Source organism: Oxalicibacterium faecigallinarum, from assembly GCF_014635705.1.
GTDB classification, from domain to species: Bacteria; Pseudomonadota; Gammaproteobacteria; order Burkholderiales; family Burkholderiaceae_D; genus Oxalicibacterium; species Oxalicibacterium faecigallinarum.
On sequence record NZ_BMDI01000001.1, the window covers coordinates 381,317 to 406,417 of the forward strand.

Below are 25,101 nucleotides of genomic sequence, written 5' to 3' on the forward strand. Positions count from 1 at the left end.
ACTATGCATCGAATATTCATCTGGAATCCCGCTATGTAAACTTTTTTCCGTAGCGTGATTGTCAGTCTTCCTGCAAATTTCAATCGTTGGAATAGAGCATGGTTTTGGTGGCTTATCCGACCGTTTCAAATTCGGGCAGGTGATAACGTATCGGTGTACTCAGGAATGCCGCAGAGGCGTCTGCTACAGGCGAAACGGGCGGGTCGAAGTGACGATTTGAAGCCGATTATAGTGCGCCTGAAACACGTTGGAGAGAAATGATGAAAGTCAGTGGAATTGATTCCAGTGCAATAGATGCCATGGTTGCCCAGTTGAAGGCTGCCGCAGCGCGCGCTCAGCCAGCCGCCGGCGCAGGCGTGGCCAGTGCGACGTCTGCTGCGGGGCAAGCTGCGACAAAGGTGGATTTTTCCAAGGCGCTGAAGGCGTCACTGGATAACGTTGCGAGTGCGCAATCCAGTGCCGATGCCTTGGGGCAGCGCTTTACGATGGGTGATGACAGTGTGAATCTGTCCGACGTGATGATTTCGATGCAGAAAGCGAGTATCTCGTTCCAGGCAACGTTGCAAGTCCGTAATAAAGTGGTCTCGGCGTATCAGGAAATGATGAATATGCAGGTATAAGGCGTATCAATCTGGTGTTGCATGGAACAGACGCCTGCAACCCGATAAAAACAAAAACGGCATCTTTCGATGCCGTTTTTTTATCCCAGACCGGTGGCGCGAGCATTACGGTCTCGCTCCAGCTTGGTGATGTACTTTTGGATTGCTCCCAGTGCCGCGTTGGAAGGATTGATGAACTGACAACCAATCCGGTTGGTGCTGCGTCCATTAGGCAGAGACAGCTCCAGCATATTGCGAACCTGCAAAGTCATCGTGATCGGGCCGGATGGCAGGTCGATGCGACAGTTGTCGTAAATGCGGCCAAAGGTGGTGTCGATCAGTTTCTTCTCATCCATGATGGCAATCCCGCCACCGCTGATATTGTGCAGTGTTGTCACAACCGGCATGGGTTCGGATTCGGTTTTGACCGGAATCGTGCATAAAACAGGATTGGTGACAGGCGTCGGCACACGGTAATACTCGCGACGCTGCAGACGGATCATGTAATCAGGTAGCGGTACGATGAATGCGGGCAAGCCTTCGTGAATGCAGCTTTCTGCCTCTGACGAGGCAAACAGGATACGAATGCTATCCAGCATGGTTTCGAAAGACAGCTTTTTGCTTTCGAGGACGCGCTGGTTCATGAATTCGGTTGGTGCGCAATCGAGCAGCATGGTGCCGTGATCGTCATCGACTTCGAGGATGGAGGTGACGATTGTGTCGGCACCATGGTTGAGAACCATGCGCACCAGTTGATTGCGTTCCCCGATGTTACGCAACAGGGCAATAATCTCGCGGCGCGAGGTCACCCGAAACTGGTCTAGATCTTCGTCTTCGTAATTACTGGCTGCAGTCATTGTTCTGTACTTAACTGATGGAGCGGGGAAAAACGCCCATCCAATCCGCCATCATACATGGCTGTTGCCCTGTTTGGCGGCTTCGACGCGATACAACCACGCCAAAAGCTCGGCAACAGCGCGATACAACGCCGGCGGAATGTGATCATCCAGATCGACCTGCATCAGCAGGGCGACCAGCTCCTTGGATTCATGAATTGCGACGCCATGCTCCTTGGCACGCGCAATGATTTCCTCTGCAATCAGGCCACGTCCCTGTGCCACGACACGTGGTGCTGTATCGCCGGTTTGATAGGCAAGGGCGACGGCACTGGCTGGCGGTTTGGGCTGATCCACGCTCAGTGCTCCTTCTTGACCAGAAGCGTATCGAGCTTTGTACCTGCTGCATCCAGTGCAGAGGCAAGTTGCGGGCCATGTTCGCGTAGCGTTTGTGCCGTCTCGTCATCGGCTGCCGTGATATGTAACTGTACATGATCACCCGTCAGCCGGATCGTGGCGGAAATCGCGCCGAGGCTTGGCATGGAAAAGCGCACGGTGCTATTCCAGACAGGTTGCTCGGCAGGCTCGTCCGGCTTGCCTTTCGGCGTGTCATCGGCAATTTCCCATTCCATGGCTTGTCCGGGAAAGAGTTCGCCTTGCCAAAGGAAGCGCCGTTGTTCCAGCGTGTCGAGCTGTTGATTGAGCAAGCGTGCATGCTCGACGATTGTGCTCTCGTGCGTTTGCCCGGCGCGCGCCATCAGCGGCTCGATGGCATCCTGGGTTGTCATGTGCCGCAGTGGCGCGTGGCGCAGTACATCGCTGAGCTGGCGTTCGCCGCCAACCCATTCCCTGACGTTGCTGACAAGACGCTGCAATTCGTTGTCTGGCATCTCTTCAGGTGCGGCGGTTGTGATGGCAACAGCCATGCCGGAGGTGACGCTGGAAGTGCGTTTGATCGCGGGTTCGCGTGACAGCTCGCTGAGGGGGCGATTGCCCGCAGCCCATTGGGCGACGTGCGATTCGTAAAACAAGCCGCTTGAGGCCACGGCCTGCTGCATGGCACCTGCAATTTGCGTCGCAATTTGTGGCGTGGTGGGGAGTGTGGCGGCCGTCGCCGCCGGCAGGAGCGGACTACGTGCCATGACGGCAGGATTATTGCCGTCCTGTCGGGCCATTTGCAGCATGGTGTCGATCAGACGTCCTGCCGTGCTAAGCGAGGTCATCGCGCCAGGTTCGGATTTTCCCAGCAAAAAAGTCGGGCGCGGTTCCGTTGCCAGTAGCGTGAGATCAAGCGTATCACCGGTCTTGATGCCGGGCGGCAGTTTCATGCTGGCGGCAGCAGTGTCGACCTTGACCAGAAAATTGCCGTCCGTCAGACGCGCCAGCACTTGCGCCTGATATTCTTTGCCAAGCGTCAGTTGCAGCAACCGCTCCAGTGTCTCCTGTCGCGGCTGCCCAATGGTCGAGGCCGGTACGCTGGCCTCGATCAGGACAACGGGCCGGGTTCCTGTAATGTCGGCCCGGGGAAGCATTTAGCTCAGCCTGAGTGACTGATGCCGTAAGCGTGATTGAGCTTGCGTTCGGCACCGGTGCTGTTGATCAAGAGCGACAGCTTTTCCATCCATGGCTGCGTGATGTTCCGGATTTCCCGGTCGTCTGCCAGAATTTTCTTGATGATCTCTACCTTGCGTTCGCGCGAGGCGCCTGTCAGTGCCAATGGTGGCTCGCCGGTTTTGAGCATGCTGACCTGATCCGAACAGCGTGTTTCCAGCGCGACCAGCCGATCCCAGTCTCCCTCGCGTGCAGCAGCGAGCATCTCGGTCGTGATGCTGGCGACGTTTTCATACAGATAAATGACTTCTTGTTCGTTCATCATCAATCAGGCTTTCATTAGGCGTGGCATGTGAGGGGCAAGTGCATCGTAGGACGACGCGGCCGAATGTTGAGGTGCAGCAGGAACAGGCGTTTGCGCATCCGGCTGTGGCGCAATTTCATCCCACGCGCTCTTGATGTCATTGAGCAGGGCAAGGACTTCCTGAATAGTCTCTGCTTGGTTATTCAGATTGGCGACCAGCAAACGGTTGCTCATGTATTCGTACAAGGCATCAAGATTGGTTGCGATCTGTCCTCCGACGGATTTGTCGAGACTGGCGCGCAAGCCGTTATCGATGATCATGATGGCCTTGGTAATGGCTTTACCCTTTTCAGGGATATTGCCTGCTTGCATGTGCTGCAAAGCGTTGTTCAGCGCGACTTGGGCGCCTTCAAACAGCATGACAATCAGTTTGTGCGGATTGGCAGCAATGACACCGGTTTCCATGCCGATCTTGGCATAGGCATTGGCACCGCTTTTCATGGTTCCAAACATCGGACTTCTCCTAAGATCCTAAGCGTTAGCTTTTGCTGTTCGCTTTGATTTGTTCGAGTTGCTGCGTTAAAAAATCACCGGTCGATTGCATACTGGCGATCATGACATCCAGTGCCGAGAACTGTTTGCGATAGCGCGCCTCAATATCGGTAAGACGAGCTTCCATCGCGTCATAGCGCTTGGTCAGGTCCTTGATGGACGCATTCAATCCATCGCGCAGGGCCGATATCTTGCCGTCTGTTCCAATGAAACTGCTGGCCAGTTTGTTGAGCCGGTCCGCAAAACCTTGCGAGAAGTCGATGGTGCCCCGTGAGCCAGTGGTGCCACCAACGATTTCCAGTTTCAGTCCACCGACGTCGCCCGATACACCGGTCAGGAATTGACCGGAACCGGTCGCTGACAGGCCACCGATCGTGCCCGCAACATCGACGCCTTCGGTGCCCGTCCGGGAGGTGCCAAGGAACGAGGCAACCGAGGTACCGCCAGAGTTGTTTACAGTGATTTTGGAGGCGGAACCATAGCGGTCCGATACGAGCTTCAGATTGCCGTTGTCATCGATCGTCGCAGTGACTTTGGCATCGGCGGTCTTGAAGGCTGCCGTTCCGTTGATGGCCGATTGCACCATGGCTGCCAGTTGCTTGGCGTTGTACGAGCCTTCAGTCAAATAGACTTTGGACGTGACGCCATCGAGCATCACGCTGATTGCCGTGTTCGGCGTAATGGTCGTATTGCCAGCGTTCAGGTTGACGGTGCCGGTCAGCGATGCCTGCGTCGCCATTCTGGTGACATTGATTGCGTAGCTGCCAGCCTTGGTTGCATTGCTGGAATTCGTAAAATTGACCAGACTGTCGGTCGCCTTGCCAACGGTCGCAAACAGGCTGGCAATATCGCCGTAATTGTCGGTCATGGCTTTGTTGAGCTTGCCCGAATCCACGGCGAGCGAACCATCTTTCTGGAATGCGACGCCGATTTTCGAGAGTGACATCGACGTGTTGCTCAAACCATCCAGCGAGCTGGTCAGCATTTTGCGGACTTGCTCCTGGATGGAACGTGCGGTCGAATCGCCATTCAGTGCGCCCGCCGTCTGCGTGGTCGCGTTATAGCCCATCAAGCCAGACAAAACGGTGTTGAGTTCGTTGTACGCCTTGACGAAATTGTTGACGCCGGTTTCAACAGCCGAGGTGTCTCTCGTGATATTCATGCTGCTGCTGCCAACTTTCAGCACATCCAGTGTGACGCCTTGAATGGCTTCCGATACGCTGTTGGTCTTGCTGCTGATTTCCAGTCCATTGACGGTCAGCTTGGTGTCCTGTGCTGCACTTTGCTGCGTCAGATTTTGCGTGCCGGTTGGATCGTATTCAAGCAGATTCTGCAAGGCAGAATCACCTTCGACGGTGATCTTCATGCTTGAACTTTCGCCCGTCTTGGTCGAGGTCAGTACGAGGCGATCTGGTGTCGCACTACCGTCAGAGACCAGTGTCGCGGTGACGCCCATATTGGCGGCATTGATAGCGTCACGAATACCTTGCAGCGAATTATTGGAGCTATTGATCGTGATGGACCCGGTGGCCTGTTCAGCATCTTGCGTAAACGTCGCTCCCGAATACACACCATTGGTCAACGTGCCACCGGTAATGGAGCCGAACTGGAACGAGATGGTCGTGGCGGTACCGCTGCCAATCGAGGCAGTCTTGCTGGTTTGACCGGAGGTTGCCAGCGTCTGGGCTTGCGCGAGTTGGGTGACATTGACCTGATACGTACCAGGAATGGCGTTGGTTGCCGATTTTGCCGTGTAGATCAACGGATCGGCCACACTGGTCTTTAATGCTTCAAATGTAGACGCCTTGCCCAGCGTCGCCATGGCGGATTGAAAACTGCTGACAGCACTGTTGAGTGTGCCATAGGCAGACAGCTTGGCCTGGTAGGATGCTTCCTTCTTTGCGAGCGCAGCCAGCGGCTTTTGCTCGACCGCCATGAGTTGGCTGATGATGCTATCAATCTCTAGGCCCGAGCCAAGGCCGGTTGATGATGTAATGGAGGCCACGTGCTTCTCCTGCTATGAGTACTGCACACAATATAAAGGAGTGCCGTTCAAGGCGAGACGAAGGTAAGAGGGGGATTTACCTCTTTATTTTTTGACTTGTCAGGCTTGCGATTTGATCAGCAGCCCTTGCAATTTATCCAATGCCTTGGAAATCTCAAGCGCTTCTTCGGTTGGCATCTGCCGGATCACTTCTTTCGTTTCCTGATCGACAACCTTGACGATCGTGCGCTGGCTTTCCTGATCGACCGAAAACTGCAGGTTGGAAGACATGGATTGCAAGGCGTTGTTGATGCTTTGCAGCGCTTCACCGACAGGCATTTGTGCTGCTGTCGCATCCGGTTCCTGAACAGCGGTTTCTGTAATGACTGGCGAGACGGCTTTTGCTGCGGCTTTGGGTGTGCCGACGTGAGCAACACTCTGTGTGTCTGCCCAGCTGGCTGCTCTGGCTGCCGAACCGATTTGACCAATATCCATGATATTCCCCTGTTGTGACAAATCCCCGACGCCATTTTCTGCCGTCGGGGATTACTTCAGATCACTGACTTACCGTGATTAGCCTTGCAGCAGAGCGAGGACGCCGTTTGGCAGCGAGTTCGCTTGTGCCAGCATGGCGGTACCTGCTTGTTGCAGGATCTGACCACGGGTCAGGTTAGCCGTTTCTGCAGCAAAGTCGGTATCCTGAATGCGGCTACGCGATGCGGTCAGGTTTTCCGAGCTGGTTTGCAGGTTGGTCACCACCGAAGCAAAACGGTTCTGGATCGCACCCATGTCTGCACGCGAGGTGCTGACAGTGGTCAATGCTTTATCGATAATTTCCAGTGCTTTCTGCGAACCGGCGACTGAAGTGATGTCAACACTAGACAAGAATGTTGCATCGCTGGCAGTTGCTTCGACTTCCGTGGTGGAGATGCCAGCTTCTGCAAAAGTAATGCCAGTACCACCGTCAATTGCGCCTGCAGTGAACTCGAAATTCTTATCTGCTTTAACGGATTCCAGTTTCAGTTTGCCCGTATCGTCAATCGAAGCATACACTCCGGTTTGATCAAGCTTTGAATTGATAGCGCCGACGAGTTTCTTAGCAACGTCAGTTCCAGTATCGCCAACTTCAATATCGATTGAATCGATCGTGGTGCCATTGATTTCCATATCAGCATACGAACCTGATGCAGTCGCAGTGCCTGTTGCAATGGCCGCCGTAGACTCTTGCGTTTCAGCAAAGAAAGCTTTACCGATTGCGCTAGTTTGTGTATTGGCGATGGTGTCGACCGAAATTGTTTGGCCTGCATCTGCACCCACCTGGAACAATGCGCCAGCAAACGAACCGTCGAGCAGTTTGGTGCCGTTGAAGTTGGTGTTGCTTGCAACACGGTCGATTTCTGCTGTCAGCTGTTTAACTTCAGCATTCAATGCGTCACGGTCGGATTGCGAGTTGGTCGCGTTGGCCGACTGAACCGCCAGTTCACGGATACGTTGCAGGTTGTTACCGATTTCGGACATCGCGCCTTCTGCCGTTTGTGCCAGCGAGATACCGTCGTTTGCGTTACGAACAGCTTGGTTCAGACCACGGATCTGGGTCGTGAAGCGTTCGGAAATTGCCAGGCCTGCTGCGTCATCTTTTGCGCTGTTGATACGCAGACCGGAAGACAGACGTTGCAACGACGTAGCGAGCGAATTCTGGGACGTCGTGAGGTTGCGTTGTGCATTCAGCGACGGCATGTTGGTGTTGATGACTGATGCCATGGTGTTTCTCCTGTGAGTAGTCCGATTAGAGGTCTGACCGAGTCTTCCGATGCCTGCGTGCCTAATTACCTTGCAATCACAGCGCCTTTGAAAGTTTTATCGGACGGTTCCTGAAAAAGTTTAGCGTCGGGGTGAAACTAATTTTTTTCAGGTCTCGCTCGCATCACTGCAGCCAGATAAGTTCTTTGACGGTTGCCTCCCGGAAAATCTTTAAGAAATTCTGTACAGTTTTTGCACAATAAATTTCACAATTCACCCTAAATATTTCCTGAAAGCTGTCGATTGGGGCATCGCTTTTGCTGATTGCAGGCGGGGGAGTATCGGTGTTGTATTTCTACGAAATCACAGCCAGCTTCGGACCGAAGTTGGCAGGTCGAAAGGGCGAGGCAGAAGTTTTGTTGCGAATAAATAAATATGGATTGGCTGATGCCGATGTAAAAAGCCACGGAACGAGGTCCGTGGCGATCGCCTCAGCCAAATATCTTGTAGGGTAAAGGGCTGCAGTCTAGGCGGCAGGCACGACCCGGTTTTTGCCTGCCTTTTTTGCAGCATAGAGTGCAATGTCGGCTCGTTTTACCAGGCTTTGCTGGTCTTCGTCCTCGCGCCGCTGCGCAACGCCGGCACTAAAGGTCATCAGCAGACGTGTGTGGTTGTGCATAAAGATTTGCTTGGTCAGTTCGCGCTGCACGCGTGTGACGGTTTGCACGGCTTCATCCAGCTCGGTTTCCGGTAAGACGATCAGGAATTCCTCACCGCCGAATCGCGCGATCACATCCATGGTACGCAGCGTATGTTTAATGACGCGCACTAGGTGAATCAAGGCTTCATCGCCAGCCGAGTGGCCGTATTTGTCATTGATTTTCTTGAAATCATCCAGATCCAGCATGGCGATGCAGAGCGGAATGCCTTTGCGATTGGCGCGTGCAATCTCGCGCTCAAAGACATCCTCCAGGCCACGTCGATTCAGGCTGCCTGTCAGTTGATCTTCTCGTACGAGTTCGCTCATCTGTTGCAGTTTGTTTTCCATGGCATGGATGCGGGCTTCTGCCTCTTCCACACTCTTGCGCGCAGCGAGAATCGTGGCGCGTGAGCGCAAGGCTTCCGTATGCGTGATGCGTGTTTCTTTCATCACCTCGTCGAGAATCTTGCTGACGGCTCCCGGATCGGCCGTAGTTTCAAGCTGGCGTGCGTATTGATCGATCTTCTTCTGATAGTTGTCCGTGGTGCTGGCAATGTCACCCAGACTGCCGATAAAGGCTTCCATCATCTGTTTGACGGAGTCCTTGGCCTCGGTCAGGCTTTCCTTGAGTGCGCTTTGCTTGTAGATGACATCCTTCAGGCTGCGCATGATTTCACGCAGTGCGATGTCGTCGATCGGGCCATCCAGCAAAGACTGCACGGCGGCAATCTGTCCACGCATCCAGGAGTCGTCATCAAGCAATTCGGTGACGTTTTCCAGCAGCAGTTTGAAAAGACGCATCAGCATTTCGTGCTGCTCGGCCATATCGCCGCTTTTCAGCTCGATCTTGAAGCACAATTGCTTGAGCTGGGCCGATACCTCGTTGAGCGCCTGTTCGCTATGCGCATCCTTGATGGAGCGGCCAAGCGTATCTGCTTCCTGTGCCAGCGCCGGCACGCCTTGCAAGAGCGAAGCGACGGCGAGTGTGAGTGTGCGCGTGAGCAGATCGCGCAGCAGTAACGACTGCGGATCATCGTCAAGCAAGGACGTTGCGGATGGCGTGGCAGAGTTGCGTGCGCTTTGTGCACGTAAATGGTCAACCAGCTGTGTCAGTGCCTTGCCGTAATCCGGCCAGTAAGGCGCGGCAGCGGCTTGCTGTAAGGCCGCGCCAATGGTGGCCGTGCCGTCTGGCGCATTGAGCAGGCTGCGTGCAAATTCGCCGAGGACCTGTTCAGGCGTTGGTTCCTGAACATAACCGGCAATTTCATCGTAGACATTTTTATAGGCGTCCGGCGTTGGTGCAATTTTGCGGATGGCCAGCTGGCGAAATGCTTCCCGCGCAATGTCGACGGGATTCTGGTTGGAAAGGTCTGATTTGTCTGGCATGACTGCACGCACGCTTGGATGGGATCACCGATGCACGGCTTGTGACGCCATCATATGCCAATCAAAGACATGCTATGTGGAAATCAGACGGGCAAAATGTTGTCAATTTGCCGCATGTATGCTGTCGGAGGGAGCGTTGTGCTGTCGCTCGTGAAGCTCAGTCGACCAGGTGATTCTTGATCGCGTAATGCGTCAGTTCGGCATTGTGGCGAAGTTTCATTTTTTGCAACAAGCGCGAGCGGTACATGCTGATGGTCTTCACCGACAGCACCAGCTCCGTAGCGATGTCGCTAACGGTCTTGCCGGAGGCGATCATCACCAATGTCTGGTATTCGCGGTCGGACAACGTTTCGTGCAGCGGAACGTCGTAGTCATCGCCAACCTGATTCGCCAGTTCCTGCGCCAGTGCTGCACTGACGTATTTGCGACCGCCAGCAACCTGCCGAATGGCGTTCACCAGTTCTGCCGGCGCGCTTTGCTTATTCAGGTAGCCAGCTGCGCCAGCCTTGAGTGAGCGGATCGCGTATTGGTCTTCGCGATGCATGGACAACATGAGAACGGCAAGCTTGGGCGACTCCTTGCGAACCTGCTTGAGGACATCAATTCCGCTGCGATCCGGCATGGAAATATCGAGTAGCAAGACATCGCAGATGTCATCGCGTGACAGACGAATGGCTTCATTGCCATTCTCGGCGTGTCCTGCAACGACAATATCCTTGGTATCGGCGAGAATTTGCTTCAATCCCTCTCGCACGATCGCATGATCATCGGCAATCAGGACGCGGATGGTGTTCTTGCTGGTCATTGGCTTGCTGTAAAGACGATGGTCGCGATGCGTACGATGGATTGTGACGGATAACCGCAGTTTGAATAGGACAAGAGTAACGGATCAGGTGATTTTATGGCAATGAAAACAATGGGCCAATCAGCTTGCCGTGACGCGTAACGGTACATTGATCGCAACGATCGTGCCTCCTTTGGGCGCCGTACTGACCGACAGACTCCCGCCGAGCGCAATGGAACGCTCGACCATGCCGCGTATGCCAAACGATTTTGATTTTTCTTGATCAATGGTCTGGATGCCACGGCCATTGTCAGTAATGACCAGACGCACATAGGCTTCGGTGTGCGTCAGTTCGACTTCCACTCGGCTGGCTCTGGCGTGTTTGGCGATATTGGTCAGCGCCTCCTGAAAGATGCGGAAGAGTGCGGTTGCGTGGTCGATCTCCAGATCAATATCCGTTATGTTGGAGCTGAACAGGCAGGGCAGGCCGGATTGCTTTTCAAACTCCTTGGATTGCCATTCGATTGCCGCAATGAGACCGAAATCCAGCACGCCCGGGCGCAGATCACCGGCGATCCGGTGTACGGTTTCAATGGTGCGGTCGACAAGCTGATCAACGTAGTCGGCTTTTTCCATCAGCGATTTCTCGTCCGGTGGCAGGCGACGTGTCAATAATGTCAGTGCCATCTTGATGGCTGTCAGGTTGCCGCCAAGATCATCATGGATTTCGCGCGAGATGCGTGTGCGCTCCTTTTCCTTGACGTTGGTGATGTGATCAGACAGTTCTGCCAATTGCGCGCGCGAGCGGGTAATTTCTTCCTGCTCCAGTCGGCTGGTGGTGATGTTGGTCATCAAGCCTTCCCATTGCACCGCGCCGTTGTCCAATGCGCGTGGTGTGGCGCGCAGATTGATCCACTTGATGTCATTCCATTCCTGAATCCAGATGCGGCCTTCCCAGTTCCACGTCGTCAGGGTGGTAAACGATGCCTGCATCGTGTCCAGATAGGATTGACGATCCTCAGCCAGAATCAGATTGAGAAACAAATGCGGCGTGGCATGCAAAACTTCGGGGCTCATGCCAAGTAGTGCTTCACAGCCTTCGCTGAGATAAGGGAAGGAAAAATACCCGCTGTCATCCAGCCGGCATTGATAAACCAAGCCCGGCATGTTCGATACCATGGCATTCAGCCGGGATTCGCTTTCGCGCAGCGCCTTGCCGGACTGATCGCGCAGACTCACATCTTCACCAATCGCGATCACGACCGGGCCAGAACTGGACGACAGATAAAACAACTGACATTCAATCGGATAGCTGGAGCCGTCCTTTCGTGTGTGTAATTGTTTTATCAGCAAAGGCGCGGCACGTCCTTCACGCAAAGCTTCAAGCCATGTCTGGTAAACGGCAGGATCGGTGGTCGGAGCGATACATGTCGGCGACATCGTCTGGAGTTCCGTGATGTCGTACTGCAGATTGTTGATGGCTGCCGGATTAATGTATTCAAACCGCAAGGTGTCGCAATTGACGACATAGATTTCGCTAAGTGAACCGTTGAGGATGGTGGGCAGCCATTCGGCATGTATCTGATTAATGATGCGTCCTTCCGTGTAACTTAATGATTGCCGCTGGCTGTGCGTCATCGATGGCTTTGACTTTAGCACAGTGCCTTTTGCCTCCCAAGCCTCTTGGTGAAACGAATGTTGAGTGTCATAGGGATATTTTTAAGTTAATTGATAAAAAGAATGGAAATAGGCTTCCCAAATCATTTTCTCTGGTGCTATAATTTTGTTTTTCGCGGCTGTAGCTCAGCTGGATAGAGTACTTGGCTACGAACCAAGGGGTCGTGGGTTCGATTCCTGCCAGCCGCACCAAAACATAGTAGTAAGATCAACGGGTTAGCGCCACAAGTGCTAACCCGTTTTTCTTTGTGTGGGTGACTTTTGGGTGACTCGTTTTTCCGCTGCCTGGCTGATCAAGCTGGCCAGACTGATGTTCCAGCGGTTTGTTTCATCCTTGATCTTCTCTAATGCCTCGAAGATTTCGACGATTTGGGCCATGCTGTAATGCGCCGTCACCGTCTTGTTGCTATGCCAAAAGATGGAAGAGATCGTCGATTCGGCCACGCCTGCTTCTCGCAAGCGCAATCCCACCGTGTGACGCAGGTCATGCACGTGCAAATCACCTAGGCCAGCCTTTGTCCGACCGTTCTGCCAGGCAGTGTTATTCATTGCCTCGATCGGCCGATACGGCATGGCCGGTTGCTGATGGTGATTCTTGGTGCGTTCCCTGCGGTACACAAAGACATGGGTCTTGTGCTTGCCACGTTGCCGCTCAACAATCGATTGCGCCACGGTATTGCAGACCAGGACGCGATCGGTCTTCTTACCTTCCTCGCCTTTTACGTGCTTTCTCGGCACCACAAAGACTGATATGCCGAGTTCTGCTATCGGAACCTCCCAGTCCCATTGCAGATTGCAGATCACCTCATCACGCGCGCCGGTATTGAGATCGAATAACGCCATCTCGGCCAGATGATCGGGCAGGGCGGGCAACAGCCTGCGCTGCTCCGGCCACATGATCGGCCTTGGTGGACGTGCATCGGTCAATGGCAGCATGGTGATCAGCGGGGCAGTCGTCAGCCAGGTATAGCCGTTGCTGTCGCGCCAGTCACGTGCGGCCAAATTCAATATCCGACGAACAATGCTCAGTGAGAGATTGATGGTCTTGTTCTTGCGACCAGCTTTCTGCCGCGCCTTGATGAATGGCTCAAGCGTTTCGTTGTGTACCTGATCAATAAACAGATCACCGATATACGGAATCACTGCCTTGAGGTGGTACACCTCGGACGCTAACGATGCCTTGCCTGCAAACTTCTGCAGGTAGTGCACCGCCGCCTCTTCAAATGTGCGTCTGATACGTTGACCAATCGTCTTCTCTCGATTGATCCGATCCATTTCATTGACTAGCCAGCTTTCGGCTGCTTCAAAACTTTCGAAGCCGCGCTGGCGAAGTCGTACAGTTTTGTGGATCTTGTCAACGTCATAGCCGGTTTCCGTGCTTTGGATGCCGGCCGTTTTGGTTCGTCCCATGAACTTGCTCCTTCTTCTACTTCAGGACGTTCGCCACCAGCGGCAATCTTATACGATTCCCATGCGGCGTCGAGATCCTTGATTTCATAAACAATACTGGTGCCACACTTGATGCCTTTGCCGCTCAGTCGCGGCTGCAGCTGTGTTTCAAAGAACCGGCGTTTGACGCCGAGGTACTGCAAGGCCTCGGCAGTGTTGTAGCAGCGGGGCGTGACCATACTCAATCCTTGGCTCTTGGGAATGGCCAGCCAGGCACTGGTTTCAGTTTGGTCGTATCTGCTGTGGCGACGGCAGATTCCACCTTGACCAGATCCTCGATCGTTTTGCCGCTGTCGAGAAACACTTTCAGCCACTTCGGTTGACGGCCTTTGCCTGACCAGGTGAGGGTGGTGTCGTCTGGGTGGTGATAAGTGGCTTTGCCGGTTGTGGCGGTCTGTGGTGCTGATGGCTCGACTTCACCTGGTGGAGCAGAATCTGCCGCAGGTGGTTCGGAATCTTCTTGGACGTCCGGCTCGGTAAAGTCGGCGCGGATCTGATTGACATCGACGCGTGCGGCACTGATCAGTTCATTGAATAAGGCTGCATTCTTGCAGTCTTCATCTTCAGCCATTAGTTCAAGATCGTTGTTAATGTCTTCTGGTATGACGACCAGATAGTTACTGGCGTCTACGAGCATGTCCATTAGGATCGCTTCAATCTCTGCTGCAGAGGCTTCATCTACAAAGCTTTCGAATGCCTCCAGAAAGCTGGTGCCGAATTTATCGGCAAACGGATACACATCAGGCAGATCGCTTGTTGGTAGGTAGTAGTCACCGCGATGCATGTGCTTTACTAGCGCACGCAGCATCGATATCGAAAGGCCTTCTTCCTGGATGCATTCTTCGCGTACCTTGCGATATGCAGCAACGCGGATTCTCGATTCCAGATTAGCTGCAGCTTCCTTCAGTTCGCTCTGCTTAGCACCTCTAAGTTGAGATTCGGTTGGTGGTCGCACTGGATTCTTAAGTTTGTCCTGGATCTGCGCGTTGTGTTTCTCGATGGAGTCGCACAGGCCGGCTTTCTCAAGCGCCAGTTGGACGGCTGTTTTCTCGTAGTAAGGCACTGCGCGATCGTCCACGCGCAGGTAGCCTACAGGTTCGGGCAGATTCTCTGCTGCGATCTGCTCACCAATCGGTCCCCATTTGCCGTTACTGCGTGAAAAGTTCTGGAAAGGTGTATTGCGCGTTGCAAACTGTTCCTTGTCCAGTTCGCGTGGTTCCATCACCGGCAGGCCTTTCTCTTCAGCCTCCTCCAAGGTGCGAAGATGATAAGTCCGCGTTTTTGAATCAAGGCAGTCCGGATCTGTGCAGATGTCTGCACCGGCCATGTCGGCGTACAGTTCTGGTTGATTAGACGTGCACTTAACACACTCCGAGCAGCTACCTGCGCTTGGTACCAAGGTGGCATCCATCAAAGGAAAAACGACACCGCTCAAGTCCAGCGTGTAGCGATTCTTGAGCCATGATTTGGCTTCACGGTACGACATCGGCTTTCCATCGTCACCGTCCATGATCTCTTCCATTGCCTGGATCTGCAGTGCCGCGATCGGCATGCGGGCGATCAGCTGTGCAGTCGATACATCCAGCTTGCCATCGAGACAGGCTTCACGTGCCGCCTGTGGCAGCGCGAGCAGCTTGATTGTGTTGTAGATGTACGTGCGGCTCTTGCTGACGCTCTTGGCGATCTGGTCGGCAGTGTGGTGGAACTGCTTCATCAGGCGGTCATAGCCTTCGGCCTCCTCGATCGGATGCACGTCCTCGCGCTGGATGTTCTCGATCAGCTGCAGCTCGATCACGTCCTCGTCGCCCATGTCTTTGACCATCACATAGATCGACTGCAGGCCAGCCATCTGCGATGCTCGGTAGCGTCGAGCGCCGGAGATGATCTCGACGCACTGCGGATGGTTTTCTGGATCTGGATGTGGGCGCACCAGGATCGGCTGGCAGAGTCCTTTTGTCTTGATGCTGTCTGACAGCTCCTGCAGCTTGATAGGGTCAAAACGTTGCCGGGGGTTGGTATGGGACTCTCGGACGAGTGACAGGTCAACAACGCCGAATGCGGGTTCTACAATAGCGTTCATGCTAGGATTCCTTCGCGAAAAATGGGGGATAAAACAGAATGAGAAACGACAGCTTTACTCTTGCGATGCGATGGATCGTTGGTTCGCTTTGCATTCTCTGGATCATCTACATGCTTGGTCTTGCGTTTGGCGTTACCAGAGCGGAAGCGCCCGCATGGGTGCAGGCGCTTGGCTCGATAGCTGCGATTGGAGTTGCGATTTTTATTGCTGATAAGCAACGCAAGGATTTGCGTCAACAGCGCATTGATGAAATTAGAATTCACCAAGATCGAGTACTGAAAGGCTTGCGTTCTGAAATGACGTTGGCTTTTGAAGGTGTGAAAAACATTGCAGCGGACATTGCAAGCCAATATGCAAGTAACAAGCTGACGGTCTATAACGAGCACCATAATGTGTACGTCTTTGACGCCGTTCATGAGGTGGTATTGTCGATTCCCAACGATGAAATCCGCGTGCAGATCATTCGGTTTTATAGCGGCGTTCGCAGTTTCGCTAGAGAATTGGAAATACATTCTCAGCGCGTCAAGAATACGGAAGATACTGGGACCATTCGTGATTCGCTTAGAGAGGATCAAGAATGGTTGTTGACGTGCGCCAAAGACCTGGCGGATATCAAACAATCTTTCGATGATGCGATGGAGAAATATGTTTTTTTGGAGGATGATCACGCTGCCTCCGCAAACACATGACCAGCAACCGCACGGCGTCTGACTTCATCAAACGCTGCGCGGATCTCGCCTTTGTTGGCATGCTCGACCTGTAGATCGTGCATCTCCAGCGCTTCACGGATGGCGCAGATCGCGTTGCCGTCGTAGCGCCACACACCCAGTCCGTCGGCGCGTAGTTTCGAGCGCCACGCGCCTTCGAGCGCCACGTTGATCGTGTCTACCCAGTCAGCGCCAAAGCCTTGCTCGCACAGAATCAAGGCGGTGTTGAGTGCGACCGTGACCATCGTCCAGTCCTCCTCACGCGCCTGGCCGTGCAGCATCTGGTGGAACGCTGCCCAGTACGCGATGCCAAGATCTGTCATGTCCATCGGATCGAGCAGCTTCTGATCCTCAACGCGGCCGAGCAGCTGGAAGATACGGTTGGCATTGCCAGTCGTGTGCGCGCGGCGTGGCGTATAGCGTTTGGTTCGTTTCTTGGATGCCATGATGTGCTTTCAGAAAAGACCAGGCAGGGCAGGGAACAGCCCGCGCAGGTAGGAATAGGTAAAGACCAGCGTCAGGCCGAACATGCCCCACTGGCGAGCCTTGAACGTGCAGTAGAGCCAGCAGGGCTGGCCAAGCAGGCCGATGATGAAGCCAACACGTACGACGTCGGCATGCGGGCTGGTGATGAGCATGATGGCCAGGGCGCCGGTGATGGCGATCAGGATCTGCAGCAGTCGATCACGCAAGGTGACGATGGACAGATTTACGGTGACGGTGCGGCGCTTCAGCATGCTTGCACCTCGACGAAAAAGGCCAGTACGCCGGACCAGCCACCTTTGGCCACTGGCACGTGCCATTCGATATGCGAGATCTTGCGCGATGGTGTGTGACGCATCACTTCGCCAACGATGTAGCCGTTGTTGCGCATCTCTTGCAGCGTTGCTGCCAGATCCTCTGTGGTGTCCGGAAGCAGGTCCGGCACACGGTGCGCAGGGTCGACGGCCATCAGGTTCTGCCGGCAGACCAGCGCGGACAATTCGTGGATGGCCAGCTTTGATGGGATATGTTGGACGTGGTGTCTCATGCGCCGGCTCCTTTGGGAACAATCCAGAAGCGGCGATCGCCGACGTCCTTCGATAGAAAGTCCTTGGAGCCAGTGACAAAGGTGTACTGGCCACATGCGTCTGCACAATCAAGGCTGTTGCGTTGCGACGCGATAGCGGCGCTTGTAGTGGTCGCCATGCGACCACTGTTGATTGCCTTTACGATGTGCGCGGCGTCAGCCGCGTCCATCGGCTGTTGGTTTTCGCCCTCCCACCCCTCCTTGGCTTGCCCCTCCCCCCCAGTAAAATGACTATCCGAAGGGGTAGGCGCGATTTCGGCTGGCAAAGGTGCGCGGTTGAAGAGTTCGCGGCCGCAGCAGTCGCAGTACGAGCGTGAATGCTGGCAGCCTATGACTGGGTTGTCGTAGCGGTGGCCGGTGAGCAGGCAACGCAACCAGTTGAGTGCTGCGTTCATTTGGCACCTCTCGTGCATTCTGGTTGGCGCTCCGTACTTGCTTTGCCTTCGTATGTATGGTGCTTCCAGTAGTGCCACTCAGCGCCATCAAAGCCACAACGAGTGCAAACAGCATCGTCATCGAAGTCGTGCAGTAGCCGCTTGTTTTTAAGCTGATCATCACAGCGAGTCATTGCGTTGCTCCTGGAATGTCATCAGCCAGAACAAGCCACAGCGTCAGGATGACGCGGCTGATGGTTGTTTCGGGGAATACGATCAAGAGAAGCAAGATCGCGGGAATGACGCAGGCGCCCATGAGGGCGAGCAGTACCGGCGGAGTAAGCCTCATGCAGCACCTCGCGTCGTTACGCGGATGCCTTGCACCTGCTCGTGTACATCAAACGCGTTGCCCCATGCGTCGAAGCTGGTTGGCGCGATCGCGTCGTAGTGGTATGTGCCTTGCGTCGTTAGCACGGTGACGGTAAAGGCAAACATCAGTGCGCCTGGTACTTCAGGATGGCGGGCAGGGTGTCTTTTGCCAGTGCAGACGTCTGCACAAGACGGATTGCCTCGTGGAATTTGAAAACGCGGGCGGTCAGGACATGGGTGCCCAGTTCGTACAGGCTGACGGTGTGCGCCAAACGCTCATCGCTGGTCAGATGGATGGCGTTGTTGTGCAGGCGATCGCCGCGCTTCCAATCTTCGATGATGCCGGCTTTGCCCAGCGTTTCGGCAATGGCGCGACTGTGGGTGGTCTTACCGCAACCCGCTGGCCCGTAGATCACGACCGGCTTGTCGGCGTAGTTTTCTGCTGGTGTTGGCATGTTCTGCTCCCATCGTTTAAGCCAGATCGGGCTGGCGATGGAGCGGATTAAAGCATACTTTAATCCATATAATCAAGTATGCTTTAATTAAAATTGTGCGAACAGGCAACAAAAAACCGCCACAGAGGGCGGTTTTTTCTTGAATATGATTGGTTTTATGGGGCGTTCTTGATCAGGTCGGCCCATTCCTGAATGCGTGATGAAAGTGTGCCGCGTTCGAATGTCGTCACTTTCGTGCTTGTGTCTGATAAGGCTCGCAATTCGATCATGCCGTAGTAAGGCCCATTTCCAATGGTGATTTCAGCAATCTGATCACTTTCCCAAATCGTCATGAAGCTAGCGCCTTTGAAATCAATCGTTTGTTTGGTGGCGTTGTCGTCCCAATACTTGGCGAGGACTTTGTAATTACGGTCTTTGACAAAACTGGATGTGGGTTCTTCCTTGAGTTTTGCCTTGTTCATGGCGGGAACTGTGCATCCGGTAAGTAGCGAGATTGCAACGATGGCTATGAGCGCGCGGCGTTTCACGATGTTTTACATTCCTTGTTTGATAAGTGGTTCGGACTGTATCAGGGCTACCTTGTACTCAACATCCCATATACATGGGATCGCTCGCTTTCTTCCTCCTTAGTACCGTCGGTCAGCAGCCCGGTCGCGCCCTTTGTTTAAACAAAGGGGAGTTGTATGCATCAGCGACAAGAAGAGGAGTTGGTAGGTCTTTTTAGACGTATGCATCCAGAGGATCGCATGATTCTGCTGGAGTTCGCCGCCTTGCGAGCGAAGTCGAACACGCCGCGGAGGGTGCATCTAACTCTCGTTAGCAACCCTGCGCCAGCGCAGCGTGTTCTGCTTGACGGCGCTACGGGCTAAGTCAAGGATGTTGGAGCGGCCACGTTCTGAGGCCTGCTGGTACAAGGCAATCAGTTCGATGATCTCATCGGTAGTCGCTGTCGCGTTGTACGGCTCAGTTCGTTGGCTAACTTGCGGTACAGGCTGACTGCCATCTGGTTTGCCTTCACCTGTGGCTAGCCAATACAAATCCACGCCAAGAAAGCGTCCTGCTTTCGCTGTGTTCTCGGCAGTAAGTGCCTTCGTCTTTCCAATGAAAACATGGCTTAAAGCCTGCACGCTGATACCTAGAGCCGCGGCTAGTTCTTGTCGTTCTTTACCGCTGTGCTTGAGAGCTTGCTCAAGGCGGGTGCTGAATTGCGTATCCATGATTAAAGAATACTTACATTCAATGAAAGTATGGTTGATTATTGATTTAAAGCATGCTTTAATCCGAGGCATGAAAAAAACAGTCGCAACTTCTCTTCTCGGTGGCACGCCAACAGCAGCAGCCGAAGCAATCGGAATCAGGCCGCAGGCTTATTCGCAATGGCCGGATGTGCTGAATCGTCGATTGACTGATCGCGTCCAGGCGGCGATTGCTCGCCAGCATTTGTCGCCGAGTTTGCTCGGCATCGAGCAGCCGTCTGGCGAAGCTCCCGACGATGACCATTCTCAGACAGACGATGCGGCTCCGTAGCTTTCGCGAGTGATTTGAACTTGCGCGTTTGTAGTGGGCGAGAGGATGTCAGCGCCAGCTCAAGCAGTTGAGTGCGCAGGTTGTCGAGAGTTGTTTTGTTTTTCATGCACGAATCATAAGAACGATGGCGGTGGTTTACATCGTTAATCGAAGGGGAGTTTTAGCGTGACGCAAGAGTATTCGGACATGAATCAGCACGACGCCTTATACAAGGCGGCGCGTAATTATCCAGGTGGTGTTGAAGCACTGGCCAAGCGTATGGGAATCAGCGCAGCCGTCCTGTATAGCAAGCTGCGACCGGGGTGCGATACACATCATGTGTCGTTTGAACAGGTTTCCGAGATCACTGATCATCTGGTTGAGGCACGTGTGCCGAATGCTCTCCAAGCCTTGCAGGCGTTGACATGGCGCCACGGCATGGTGGCGATATCGCTGCCGCCACTATCCGAGCAAGAGACAGATTGCCTGGTGCAGTCGATCTGCAAATCGGTGGTGGAATTTGGTCACCTGACGTCCGCTGTTTCCGAAGCAATGGCCGACGGCAAAATCTGCGGCAAGGAATGGGATGAGATCGACAGAGAGTTTTCGCACGCGATCGGTGCGTTGACTGAGCTGCGTGAGCGTATCCGTGCAAAGGTCACTGTGAAGGCCGACAAGTAATGGCAACACTGGATCAGATCCTTGACGCGATGATCGCTCAAGGCATGCCTCTCCCTGCAAACAACAAGATTGAGGCCGACGGTGCAGTGCATCGATTCGGCCCGAAGAAGAAAGCCTGGTACAAGCTACAAGAGCGCACGCTGAAGGATGGCGGCTCTGCGTACTACGGCGCGTTTGGTGTCTGGCGCGGTGATGACAACGGCGCGATTAGTGTCACGTTGGCTGAGGGTGAAGTGTCGGAGGAGGATCTGGCCGACATCCGCAAACGGCAGGAAGAACAGGCCATCGCGCTGGAAGCCAAGCGGCAGGATGACGCCAAGAAAGCTGCTGGCCGCGCTGCCAATCAATGGAAGGATGCAGCCGAGACCGGCCAATCCGACTATCTAATCCGCAAGCAGGTCACGCCAGAAGCGGTGCGTTTTGCTGATGATGGTGTGTTGCTGGTGCCGATGAAGCGTTACGCGCTGAACGGTAGCAAGCTGGTCGGCGTGCAGAAGATCAAGGCTGACGGCAGCAAGACATTCAACAAGGGTATGGAGAAGGTGGGCGCGGCCTGTCTGCTCGGTAAGCTCAAGCCTGATTCTGCCTTGTTGATGATCGGTGAGGGCTATGCGACATGCCGTAGCGTACGCATGGCAACCGATGACCAATATCCCGCGATGGTGGCGTTTGATGCTGGCAATCTGTTGCCGGTGGCGACGGCCTTGCGGCGCGACTTTCCTGATGTGCCTTTCCTGTTCCTGGCTGACGATGACTGGATGCTGTGCAAGCGTCTGGCCAAGCGTTTGGTCAAGGACTTTAAAATCGCCGCGACCTTGCAAATCGATGGTGAGTTGTGGCCACTGTATCAGTCCGACTTTGAGGATGATGATGAGGTTGATAAGCAGCTGATCGCAATCTTGGAGAAGGGCGCAAGTAGGGTGCTTACTGTCGCTACCGATGGTAGTGAGACCAAGCTACTGAATGATGCTGGCGAGCAGGTGCGTGTCGTGGCCAGTTGGTATGAGGATGCCAACGGTATCAACTACATCAAGGCCGAAGTGTCGTGCGGCCGCGTCAATAAAACCTACACGCTTGAGAACGCAGGCATGGCCAAGGCCAGTGCTGTGGCCAAGGTGGTGGGCAATGCATACGTGTGGAAACCTGCCTTTGTGGATCGTGGCCAGCGCAAGCTGACCGACTGGAATGATCTGCACTGTGAGCAAGGGCTTGATGCGGTGCGCGACCAGCTGGCGGGCATGCTGTTGCACATCGTGTCGTGCCTCGATCAGCCGGCTGATGATGTGCCGGAACTTCCCCCATTCCCCATTGATGATGCCTGCGGCGATCTTCCAGAAAGCGATGCTGCAGCGCCAGCGGGTGGTTTGCACCTGGCAGTCGATAACACCAAGCCGCCCCAGCCTGAATATGGGGAAGAAGCACCGGCGGCGGCGCCCGCGGAGGCTGGGGGCGGGGCGGGCGGCAAGAAGCCGCCCAAGAAGGTCTACCCGAAAGAGTTCTGGGAGAAGGTCGATTACCTGCTCGAAAACTATGTGCTGATCTACGGCACCGAGGACGCATGGGATAACGACAACAGGATGATTTTGCGCGTCGCGCACATGCGTCTTGCGCACGGTAACGATGCGGTCAAATTCTGGCTCGGCAACGGGTCGCGCAAGATGGTCAACAAGGATCGCGTCGTGTTTGATCCGACGATGACGTGTGATCCGGAAACGTCCGTCAATCTGTATCACGGCTTTGACATGATGCCGAAGCCTGGTAAGCATCAGAACATTCTGCTTCTGCTCGATCACCTATGTGGTGGCAATGAGGATGTGTTCGAGTGGGTGCTTAACTGGCTGGCGTATCCGCTGCAGAACAAGGGCGCAAAGATGCGCACCTCGATCATCGTGCATGGCGATGAGGGTTCCGGTAAGAACCTGTTTTTTGAGAACGTCATTAAGCGGATCTACGGCGAGTATGGTGGTGTGATCGGCAATGCGCAGATCGAATCGCAGTTCAACGAGTGGGCGTCGAGAAAGCTGTACTTCGTTGCTGATGAGGTTGTGACGCGCAACGAGCTGCGCCAGTTGAAGGGCAAGCTCAAGCACATGATCACCGGCGAGACGATCATGATCAACCCAAAGAACATGACGGAGCGCTCCGAGGCAAATCACATGAACTTTGTGTTTTTGTCGAACGAACTGCAGCCGCTTGCGCTGGATAAGACTGATCGGCGTTACCTGGTCATCTGGACGCCGCCAAACAAGCCGCCTGAGTTCTACAAGGATGTAGCTGACGAGATCGCGGCTGGCGGTGCAGAGTCGTTTCTGGACTTCCTGTTGAAGCTCGATCTGGGTGACTTTAACGAGCACACCAAGCCACTCAACACAGAAGCGAAGGTCAAGCTGATCGGCCTTGGTCTGACACCGTCTGAGAAGTTCTATCGGGAATGGAGCCTTGGTTTCCTTCCCCTTCCTTACATGACCTGCTCGGCGCAGCAGCTTTATACGGGCTTCTTGCGCTGGTGCCACCTCAATGGCGAGAAATTCCCTCCCACACAAACACTGTTCGGTCGAATGATTGAACGGACAGGCTTTGGGCAACTGTCGCGGGCGGTGATCAAGTTTGACCTGGGCACGGTGTGCAAGCAAAGAACCGTGTACCTCGTCGGTGATATGCCGGAAGGGTCGAGTCGAAAAGATTGGGCTGAGCAAGCTTCCAGCTTGTTTGAAAAATGTTTGAAGCAGTACCGACATGTGCATGACCAGCCGATGGATTTGGCGACAGATGTGCATGGGCAGCAGGAGAGTGTTAACAGTTAACCCTTCAACAGCGCCGAACTATTAACACGTCAAGACCGTTTATCCATGCGGCTTTGTGAACAGTTCGAATAGTTGAAGAGTTCATTTTTGCCCCATGTGTGCGGGCGCGCGCGCGAGTGCATGCATGTACGTGTTTGTGAATTGATGTTTCCCCATGTGTGTTTTGTACCGACTTTGTTTTTTAACCCTTCAACTATTCGAACTATTCACAAAGCTAATAGGCATAAGGCTTTTGATGATGAAGAGTTGTTTAAGAGTGTGGACAGTTTATGAAAAAACAAGATATGCGCGAAGCCATGCCAGAGACTGCGGCCTTCATCGACAAGATGCGTGCTGCGTTTGGAGTTGAGTCGATAAACGAGTCGATCAAGGGCGGCATGCGTGGGCAAGGAGCATTTTGGGCGAAAGAGAACGGGCAAGAGGTCGGCTCGCGTCAGCCAGTGCCAAAAAGCATTGTGGGCTGGGACAAGTTTGGGCGGTCGTTCACGTTTGACGTGCCAGCTGGTGCAACACATGACGACGTGCAGGTGATGTTCGCCGCCGAGCAAAAGAAAGCAAACGATCTGGCGATGCAGCGCCGTGGCTTGCCGATCGACTGAAGACAGACATTGAGTAACCTAGGGAAGAAAACAGCATGACAAACCAAACAAACCAGCCAACAGCGATCTTCACCAGCGTCGGGCAAGCGCTGCATGTGGCGTACTTGATCATGGCGTCGGATGCGCGTCAGGACAGCCCGCTACGTAAGGCGCTGGTTCGCATGATGAGCGACATCGATCTGTCCGCTCAACAGACCGAGTGGCTTAATCAGCTGCGAGGAGAAGCAACAGGCACGGTGAACTTTGCTGGTCTGTCAGCTGACGATGTACGAGCGCAATGTGCCTTGATCGTCTCGGCTGTGGATTCAAAGTTGATGGCGCAAGAGAAGTGGGTAATCCATGCCAAGTACATGCAGATGGTATCAACCGGCAGCAAGACGACTGAAAGGCAGCGCTCGGCACAGCAATACGTCAAATTCTGCCAGCACGCGCTTGATTCAGTTCGCATACCTATGCATGCACGTCGTCAGCAGGAAGAGCTGGAAGAGGCACAGCGACAATTGGATAAGCTGAAGTGCTGTCCTGCGGTTAGTTATTCCACTGGTCGCGTCGATGCGATAAAGGGCTTGTCGGAATGGTTGGCCGGATCGTTCCCGACGATCAACGTGATGGCGCTGGATATGATTGTTGCCAAAATCTACGCGAATCATGTGAAGACAGCGATTAGCTACCGAGATCTGGAAAAAACTTTTGGCAGTAGCAAGTCTACCTATGCTCGCATCGCGCCAGCCATTAAGGATCGACTCTATCGATTGGAGCTGATAGCGCAGGATCGACTGCGTCCTTACTTCGAGGAACAAGGTATTGTCGAGGTGTTTGAAAAAACCGCTTGACGATGTTGGGACAGTGCAAGTATATTTTCGCTATTCTCGAAGCAGTTACGACCTAAGCCCTT

At 54.1% G+C, this 25,101-nt stretch carries 29 protein-coding genes and 1 tRNA gene; 8 read left to right on the forward strand and 22 right to left on the reverse strand.

From position 1 onward, the window contains the following. The first annotated feature begins 260 nt into the window (after positions 1-260). A complete protein-coding gene (fliE, locus tag IEV29_RS01835) occupies positions 261-620 on the forward strand; it encodes a flagellar hook-basal body complex protein FliE (protein ID WP_188379567.1) in 360 nt (119 codons plus the stop codon). Positions 621-700: 80 nt separating this feature from the next. Here the strand turns inward: fliE and IEV29_RS01840 are convergent, their stop codons facing one another. From IEV29_RS01840 to IEV29_RS01890, 11 genes are all read right to left on the reverse strand, one after another. Further along, entirely contained in the window at positions 701-1,456 is a 756-nt protein-coding gene (locus IEV29_RS01840) for a flagellar brake protein (RefSeq protein ID WP_188379568.1), read from the reverse strand. Between the two features lie 51 nt (positions 1,457-1,507). Then, positions 1,508-1,792 carry an EscU/YscU/HrcU family type III secretion system export apparatus switch protein gene (locus IEV29_RS01845; protein ID WP_188379569.1) on the reverse strand — a complete coding sequence of 95 codons (285 nt, stop codon included), beginning with the start codon at positions 1,790-1,792 and terminating at the stop codon, positions 1,508-1,510. 2 nt (positions 1,793-1,794) lie between these two features. Beyond that, positions 1,795-2,967, reverse strand: coding sequence for a flagellar hook-length control protein FliK (fliK, locus tag IEV29_RS01850; RefSeq protein WP_188379570.1), 1,173 nt, complete (start codon positions 2,965-2,967; stop codon positions 1,795-1,797). Between the two features lie 5 nt (positions 2,968-2,972). Continuing rightward, positions 2,973-3,311: a flagellar protein FliT gene (locus IEV29_RS01855; RefSeq protein ID WP_373464210.1), complete on the reverse strand. Its 339-nt coding sequence runs from the start codon at positions 3,309-3,311 to the stop codon at positions 2,973-2,975. Between the two features lie 3 nt (positions 3,312-3,314). Beyond that, positions 3,315-3,803 carry a flagellar export chaperone FliS gene (gene fliS / locus IEV29_RS01860; RefSeq protein WP_188379571.1) on the reverse strand — a complete coding sequence of 163 codons (489 nt, stop codon included), beginning with the start codon at positions 3,801-3,803 and terminating at the stop codon, positions 3,315-3,317. A gap of 25 nt (positions 3,804-3,828) precedes the next feature. Beyond that, on the reverse strand, positions 3,829-5,847 hold the full coding sequence (gene fliD / locus IEV29_RS01865; protein ID WP_229726160.1) for a flagellar filament capping protein FliD: 2,019 nt from the start codon (positions 5,845-5,847) through the stop codon (positions 3,829-3,831). A gap of 99 nt (positions 5,848-5,946) precedes the next feature. Beyond that, positions 5,947-6,321: a flagellar protein FlaG gene (locus IEV29_RS01870; RefSeq protein ID WP_188379572.1), complete on the reverse strand. Its 375-nt coding sequence runs from the start codon at positions 6,319-6,321 to the stop codon at positions 5,947-5,949. 78 nt (positions 6,322-6,399) lie between these two features. Next, positions 6,400-7,587 carry a flagellin gene (locus IEV29_RS01875; protein ID WP_188379573.1) on the reverse strand — a complete coding sequence of 396 codons (1,188 nt, stop codon included), beginning with the start codon at positions 7,585-7,587 and terminating at the stop codon, positions 6,400-6,402. A 505-nt stretch (positions 7,588-8,092) separates the two neighbouring features. Beyond that, complete coding sequence (locus IEV29_RS01880; RefSeq protein WP_188379574.1) at positions 8,093-9,652, reverse strand: GGDEF domain-containing protein; 1,560 nt, start codon at positions 9,650-9,652, stop codon at positions 8,093-8,095. Positions 9,653-9,809: 157 nt separating this feature from the next. Continuing rightward, a complete protein-coding gene (locus IEV29_RS01885; RefSeq protein ID WP_188379575.1) occupies positions 9,810-10,457 on the reverse strand; it encodes a response regulator in 648 nt (215 codons plus the stop codon). A 120-nt stretch (positions 10,458-10,577) separates the two neighbouring features. Next, complete coding sequence (locus IEV29_RS01890; protein ID WP_188379576.1) at positions 10,578-12,074, reverse strand: PAS domain-containing sensor histidine kinase; 1,497 nt, start codon at positions 12,072-12,074, stop codon at positions 10,578-10,580. 154 nt (positions 12,075-12,228) lie between these two features. Between IEV29_RS01890 and IEV29_RS01895 the strand changes: the two genes are divergently transcribed. After that, a tRNA-Arg gene (locus IEV29_RS01895) sits at positions 12,229-12,305 on the forward strand. A gap of 39 nt (positions 12,306-12,344) precedes the next feature. Here the strand turns inward: IEV29_RS01895 and IEV29_RS01900 are convergent. Together IEV29_RS01900 and IEV29_RS01905 are read right to left on the reverse strand one after the other, a co-directional pair. Further along, on the reverse strand, positions 12,345-13,523 hold the full coding sequence (locus IEV29_RS01900; RefSeq protein ID WP_188379577.1) for a tyrosine-type recombinase/integrase: 1,179 nt from the start codon (positions 13,521-13,523) through the stop codon (positions 12,345-12,347). 220 nt (positions 13,524-13,743) lie between these two features. Next, positions 13,744-15,642, reverse strand: a complete 1,899-nt coding sequence (locus tag IEV29_RS01905; protein ID WP_188379578.1) for a ParB/RepB/Spo0J family partition protein — start codon at positions 15,640-15,642, stop codon at positions 13,744-13,746. Positions 15,643-15,680: 38 nt separating this feature from the next. On the opposite strand from IEV29_RS01905, the gene IEV29_RS01910 reads away from it, so the two are divergent. Beyond that, complete coding sequence (locus tag IEV29_RS01910; protein WP_188379579.1) at positions 15,681-16,331, forward strand: hypothetical protein; 651 nt, start codon at positions 15,681-15,683, stop codon at positions 16,329-16,331. Here IEV29_RS01910 and IEV29_RS01915 read toward each other — a convergent pair. The 9 genes from IEV29_RS01915 to IEV29_RS01955 all read right to left on the reverse strand — a co-directional run bounded on the left by IEV29_RS01915 (position 16,307) and on the right by IEV29_RS01955 (position 19,833). Beyond that, on the reverse strand, positions 16,307-16,795 hold the full coding sequence (locus tag IEV29_RS01915; RefSeq protein ID WP_188379580.1) for a hypothetical protein: 489 nt from the start codon (positions 16,793-16,795) through the stop codon (positions 16,307-16,309). The genes IEV29_RS01910 and IEV29_RS01915 overlap by 25 nt on opposite strands. Before the next feature lie 9 nt (positions 16,796-16,804). Further along, the gene (locus IEV29_RS01920) at positions 16,805-17,086 is read right to left on the reverse strand and encodes a hypothetical protein (protein ID WP_188379581.1); all 282 of its coding nucleotides are present in this window, start codon (positions 17,084-17,086) and stop codon (positions 16,805-16,807) included. After that, positions 17,080-17,379, reverse strand: a complete 300-nt coding sequence (locus IEV29_RS01925; RefSeq protein ID WP_188379582.1) for a hypothetical protein — start codon at positions 17,377-17,379, stop codon at positions 17,080-17,082. Before IEV29_RS01925 ends, IEV29_RS01920 begins: the two co-directional genes overlap by 7 nt. Beyond that, the gene (locus IEV29_RS01930) at positions 17,376-17,813 is read right to left on the reverse strand and encodes a hypothetical protein (RefSeq protein ID WP_188379583.1); all 438 of its coding nucleotides are present in this window, start codon (positions 17,811-17,813) and stop codon (positions 17,376-17,378) included. Before IEV29_RS01930 ends, IEV29_RS01925 begins: the two co-directional genes overlap by 4 nt. A 169-nt stretch (positions 17,814-17,982) precedes the next feature. Further along, a complete protein-coding gene (locus IEV29_RS01935) occupies positions 17,983-18,141 on the reverse strand; it encodes a hypothetical protein (protein WP_188379584.1) in 159 nt (52 codons plus the stop codon). Next, positions 18,138-18,287, reverse strand: a complete 150-nt coding sequence (locus tag IEV29_RS01940) for a hypothetical protein (protein WP_188379585.1) — start codon at positions 18,285-18,287, stop codon at positions 18,138-18,140. Before IEV29_RS01940 ends, IEV29_RS01935 begins: the two co-directional genes overlap by 4 nt. Further along, positions 18,287-18,616 (reverse strand): hypothetical protein, encoded by a 330-nt coding sequence (locus IEV29_RS01945; protein ID WP_188379586.1) that lies wholly within the window; start codon positions 18,614-18,616, stop codon positions 18,287-18,289. Before IEV29_RS01945 ends, IEV29_RS01940 begins: the two co-directional genes overlap by 1 nt. Before the next feature lie 155 nt (positions 18,617-18,771). Beyond that, positions 18,772-19,143, reverse strand: a complete 372-nt coding sequence (locus IEV29_RS01950; RefSeq protein WP_188379587.1) for a hypothetical protein — start codon at positions 19,141-19,143, stop codon at positions 18,772-18,774. Between the two features lie 279 nt (positions 19,144-19,422). Beyond that, entirely contained in the window at positions 19,423-19,833 is a 411-nt protein-coding gene (locus IEV29_RS01955) for a helix-turn-helix domain-containing protein (protein ID WP_188379588.1), read from the reverse strand. A 22-nt stretch (positions 19,834-19,855) separates the two neighbouring features. On the opposite strand from IEV29_RS01955, the gene IEV29_RS01960 reads away from it, so the two are divergent. The 5 genes from IEV29_RS01960 to IEV29_RS01980 all read left to right on the forward strand — a co-directional run bounded on the left by IEV29_RS01960 (position 19,856) and on the right by IEV29_RS01980 (position 25,039). Beyond that, on the forward strand, positions 19,856-20,143 hold the full coding sequence (locus IEV29_RS01960) for a hypothetical protein (protein WP_229726164.1): 288 nt from the start codon (positions 19,856-19,858) through the stop codon (positions 20,141-20,143). Between the two features lie 186 nt (positions 20,144-20,329). Beyond that, entirely contained in the window at positions 20,330-20,803 is a 474-nt protein-coding gene (locus IEV29_RS01965) for a phage regulatory CII family protein (protein ID WP_188379590.1), read from the forward strand. Then, the gene (locus IEV29_RS01970) at positions 20,803-23,607 is read left to right on the forward strand and encodes a DUF5906 domain-containing protein (RefSeq protein ID WP_188381150.1); all 2,805 of its coding nucleotides are present in this window, start codon (positions 20,803-20,805) and stop codon (positions 23,605-23,607) included. The genes IEV29_RS01965 and IEV29_RS01970 overlap by 1 nt, the downstream gene beginning before the upstream one ends. 269 nt (positions 23,608-23,876) lie before the next feature. Then, positions 23,877-24,206 carry a hypothetical protein gene (locus IEV29_RS01975; protein WP_188379591.1) on the forward strand — a complete coding sequence of 110 codons (330 nt, stop codon included), beginning with the start codon at positions 23,877-23,879 and terminating at the stop codon, positions 24,204-24,206. Between the two features lie 35 nt (positions 24,207-24,241). After that, a complete protein-coding gene (locus IEV29_RS01980; RefSeq protein WP_188379592.1) occupies positions 24,242-25,039 on the forward strand; it encodes a hypothetical protein in 798 nt (265 codons plus the stop codon). Positions 25,040-25,101 lie beyond the last annotated feature (62 nt).

What these genes read in the sequence shown, in the direction of transcription:
- fliE (WP_188379567.1), top strand. Translation starts at nt 261, where the DNA reads ATGAAAGTCAGTGGAATTGATTCCAGTGCAATAGATGCCATGGTTGCC.
- IEV29_RS01840 (WP_188379568.1), bottom strand. Translation starts at nt 1,456, where the DNA reads ATGACTGCAGCCAGTAATTACGAAGACGAAGATCTAGACCAGTTTCGG.
- fliK (WP_188379570.1), bottom strand. Translation starts at nt 2,967, where the DNA reads ATGCTTCCCCGGGCCGACATTACAGGAACCCGGCCCGTTGTCCTGATC.
- IEV29_RS01855 (WP_373464210.1), bottom strand. Translation starts at nt 3,311, where the DNA reads ATGATGAACGAACAAGAAGTCATTTATCTGTATGAAAACGTCGCCAGC.
- fliS (WP_188379571.1), bottom strand. Translation starts at nt 3,803, where the DNA reads ATGTTTGGAACCATGAAAAGCGGTGCCAATGCCTATGCCAAGATCGGC.
- IEV29_RS01870 (WP_188379572.1), bottom strand. Translation starts at nt 6,321, where the DNA reads ATGGATATTGGTCAAATCGGTTCGGCAGCCAGAGCAGCCAGCTGGGCA.
- IEV29_RS01875 (WP_188379573.1), bottom strand. Translation starts at nt 7,587, where the DNA reads ATGGCATCAGTCATCAACACCAACATGCCGTCGCTGAATGCACAACGC.
- IEV29_RS01880 (WP_188379574.1), bottom strand. Translation starts at nt 9,652, where the DNA reads ATGCCAGACAAATCAGACCTTTCCAACCAGAATCCCGTCGACATTGCG.
- IEV29_RS01885 (WP_188379575.1), bottom strand. Translation starts at nt 10,457, where the DNA reads ATGACCAGCAAGAACACCATCCGCGTCCTGATTGCCGATGATCATGCG.
- IEV29_RS01890 (WP_188379576.1), bottom strand. Translation starts at nt 12,074, where the DNA reads ATGACGCACAGCCAGCGGCAATCATTAAGTTACACGGAAGGACGCATC.
- IEV29_RS01900 (WP_188379577.1), bottom strand. Translation starts at nt 13,523, where the DNA reads ATGGGACGAACCAAAACGGCCGGCATCCAAAGCACGGAAACCGGCTAT.
- IEV29_RS01905 (WP_188379578.1), bottom strand. Translation starts at nt 15,642, where the DNA reads ATGAACGCTATTGTAGAACCCGCATTCGGCGTTGTTGACCTGTCACTC.
- IEV29_RS01910 (WP_188379579.1), top strand. Translation starts at nt 15,681, where the DNA reads ATGAGAAACGACAGCTTTACTCTTGCGATGCGATGGATCGTTGGTTCG.
- IEV29_RS01915 (WP_188379580.1), bottom strand. Translation starts at nt 16,795, where the DNA reads ATGGCATCCAAGAAACGAACCAAACGCTATACGCCACGCCGCGCGCAC.
- IEV29_RS01920 (WP_188379581.1), bottom strand. Translation starts at nt 17,086, where the DNA reads ATGCTGAAGCGCCGCACCGTCACCGTAAATCTGTCCATCGTCACCTTG.
- IEV29_RS01925 (WP_188379582.1), bottom strand. Translation starts at nt 17,379, where the DNA reads ATGAGACACCACGTCCAACATATCCCATCAAAGCTGGCCATCCACGAA.
- IEV29_RS01930 (WP_188379583.1), bottom strand. Translation starts at nt 17,813, where the DNA reads ATGAACGCAGCACTCAACTGGTTGCGTTGCCTGCTCACCGGCCACCGC.
- IEV29_RS01935 (WP_188379584.1), bottom strand. Translation starts at nt 18,141, where the DNA reads ATGAGGCTTACTCCGCCGGTACTGCTCGCCCTCATGGGCGCCTGCGTC.
- IEV29_RS01940 (WP_188379585.1), bottom strand. Translation starts at nt 18,287, where the DNA reads ATGTTTGCCTTTACCGTCACCGTGCTAACGACGCAAGGCACATACCAC.
- IEV29_RS01945 (WP_188379586.1), bottom strand. Translation starts at nt 18,616, where the DNA reads ATGCCAACACCAGCAGAAAACTACGCCGACAAGCCGGTCGTGATCTAC.
- IEV29_RS01955 (WP_188379588.1), bottom strand. Translation starts at nt 19,833, where the DNA reads ATGGATACGCAATTCAGCACCCGCCTTGAGCAAGCTCTCAAGCACAGC.
- IEV29_RS01960 (WP_229726164.1), top strand. Translation starts at nt 19,856, where the DNA reads ATGAAAGTATGGTTGATTATTGATTTAAAGCATGCTTTAATCCGAGGC.
- IEV29_RS01965 (WP_188379590.1), top strand. Translation starts at nt 20,330, where the DNA reads ATGAATCAGCACGACGCCTTATACAAGGCGGCGCGTAATTATCCAGGT.
- IEV29_RS01970 (WP_188381150.1), top strand. Translation starts at nt 20,803, where the DNA reads ATGGCAACACTGGATCAGATCCTTGACGCGATGATCGCTCAAGGCATG.
- IEV29_RS01975 (WP_188379591.1), top strand. Translation starts at nt 23,877, where the DNA reads ATGAAAAAACAAGATATGCGCGAAGCCATGCCAGAGACTGCGGCCTTC.
- IEV29_RS01980 (WP_188379592.1), top strand. Translation starts at nt 24,242, where the DNA reads ATGACAAACCAAACAAACCAGCCAACAGCGATCTTCACCAGCGTCGGG.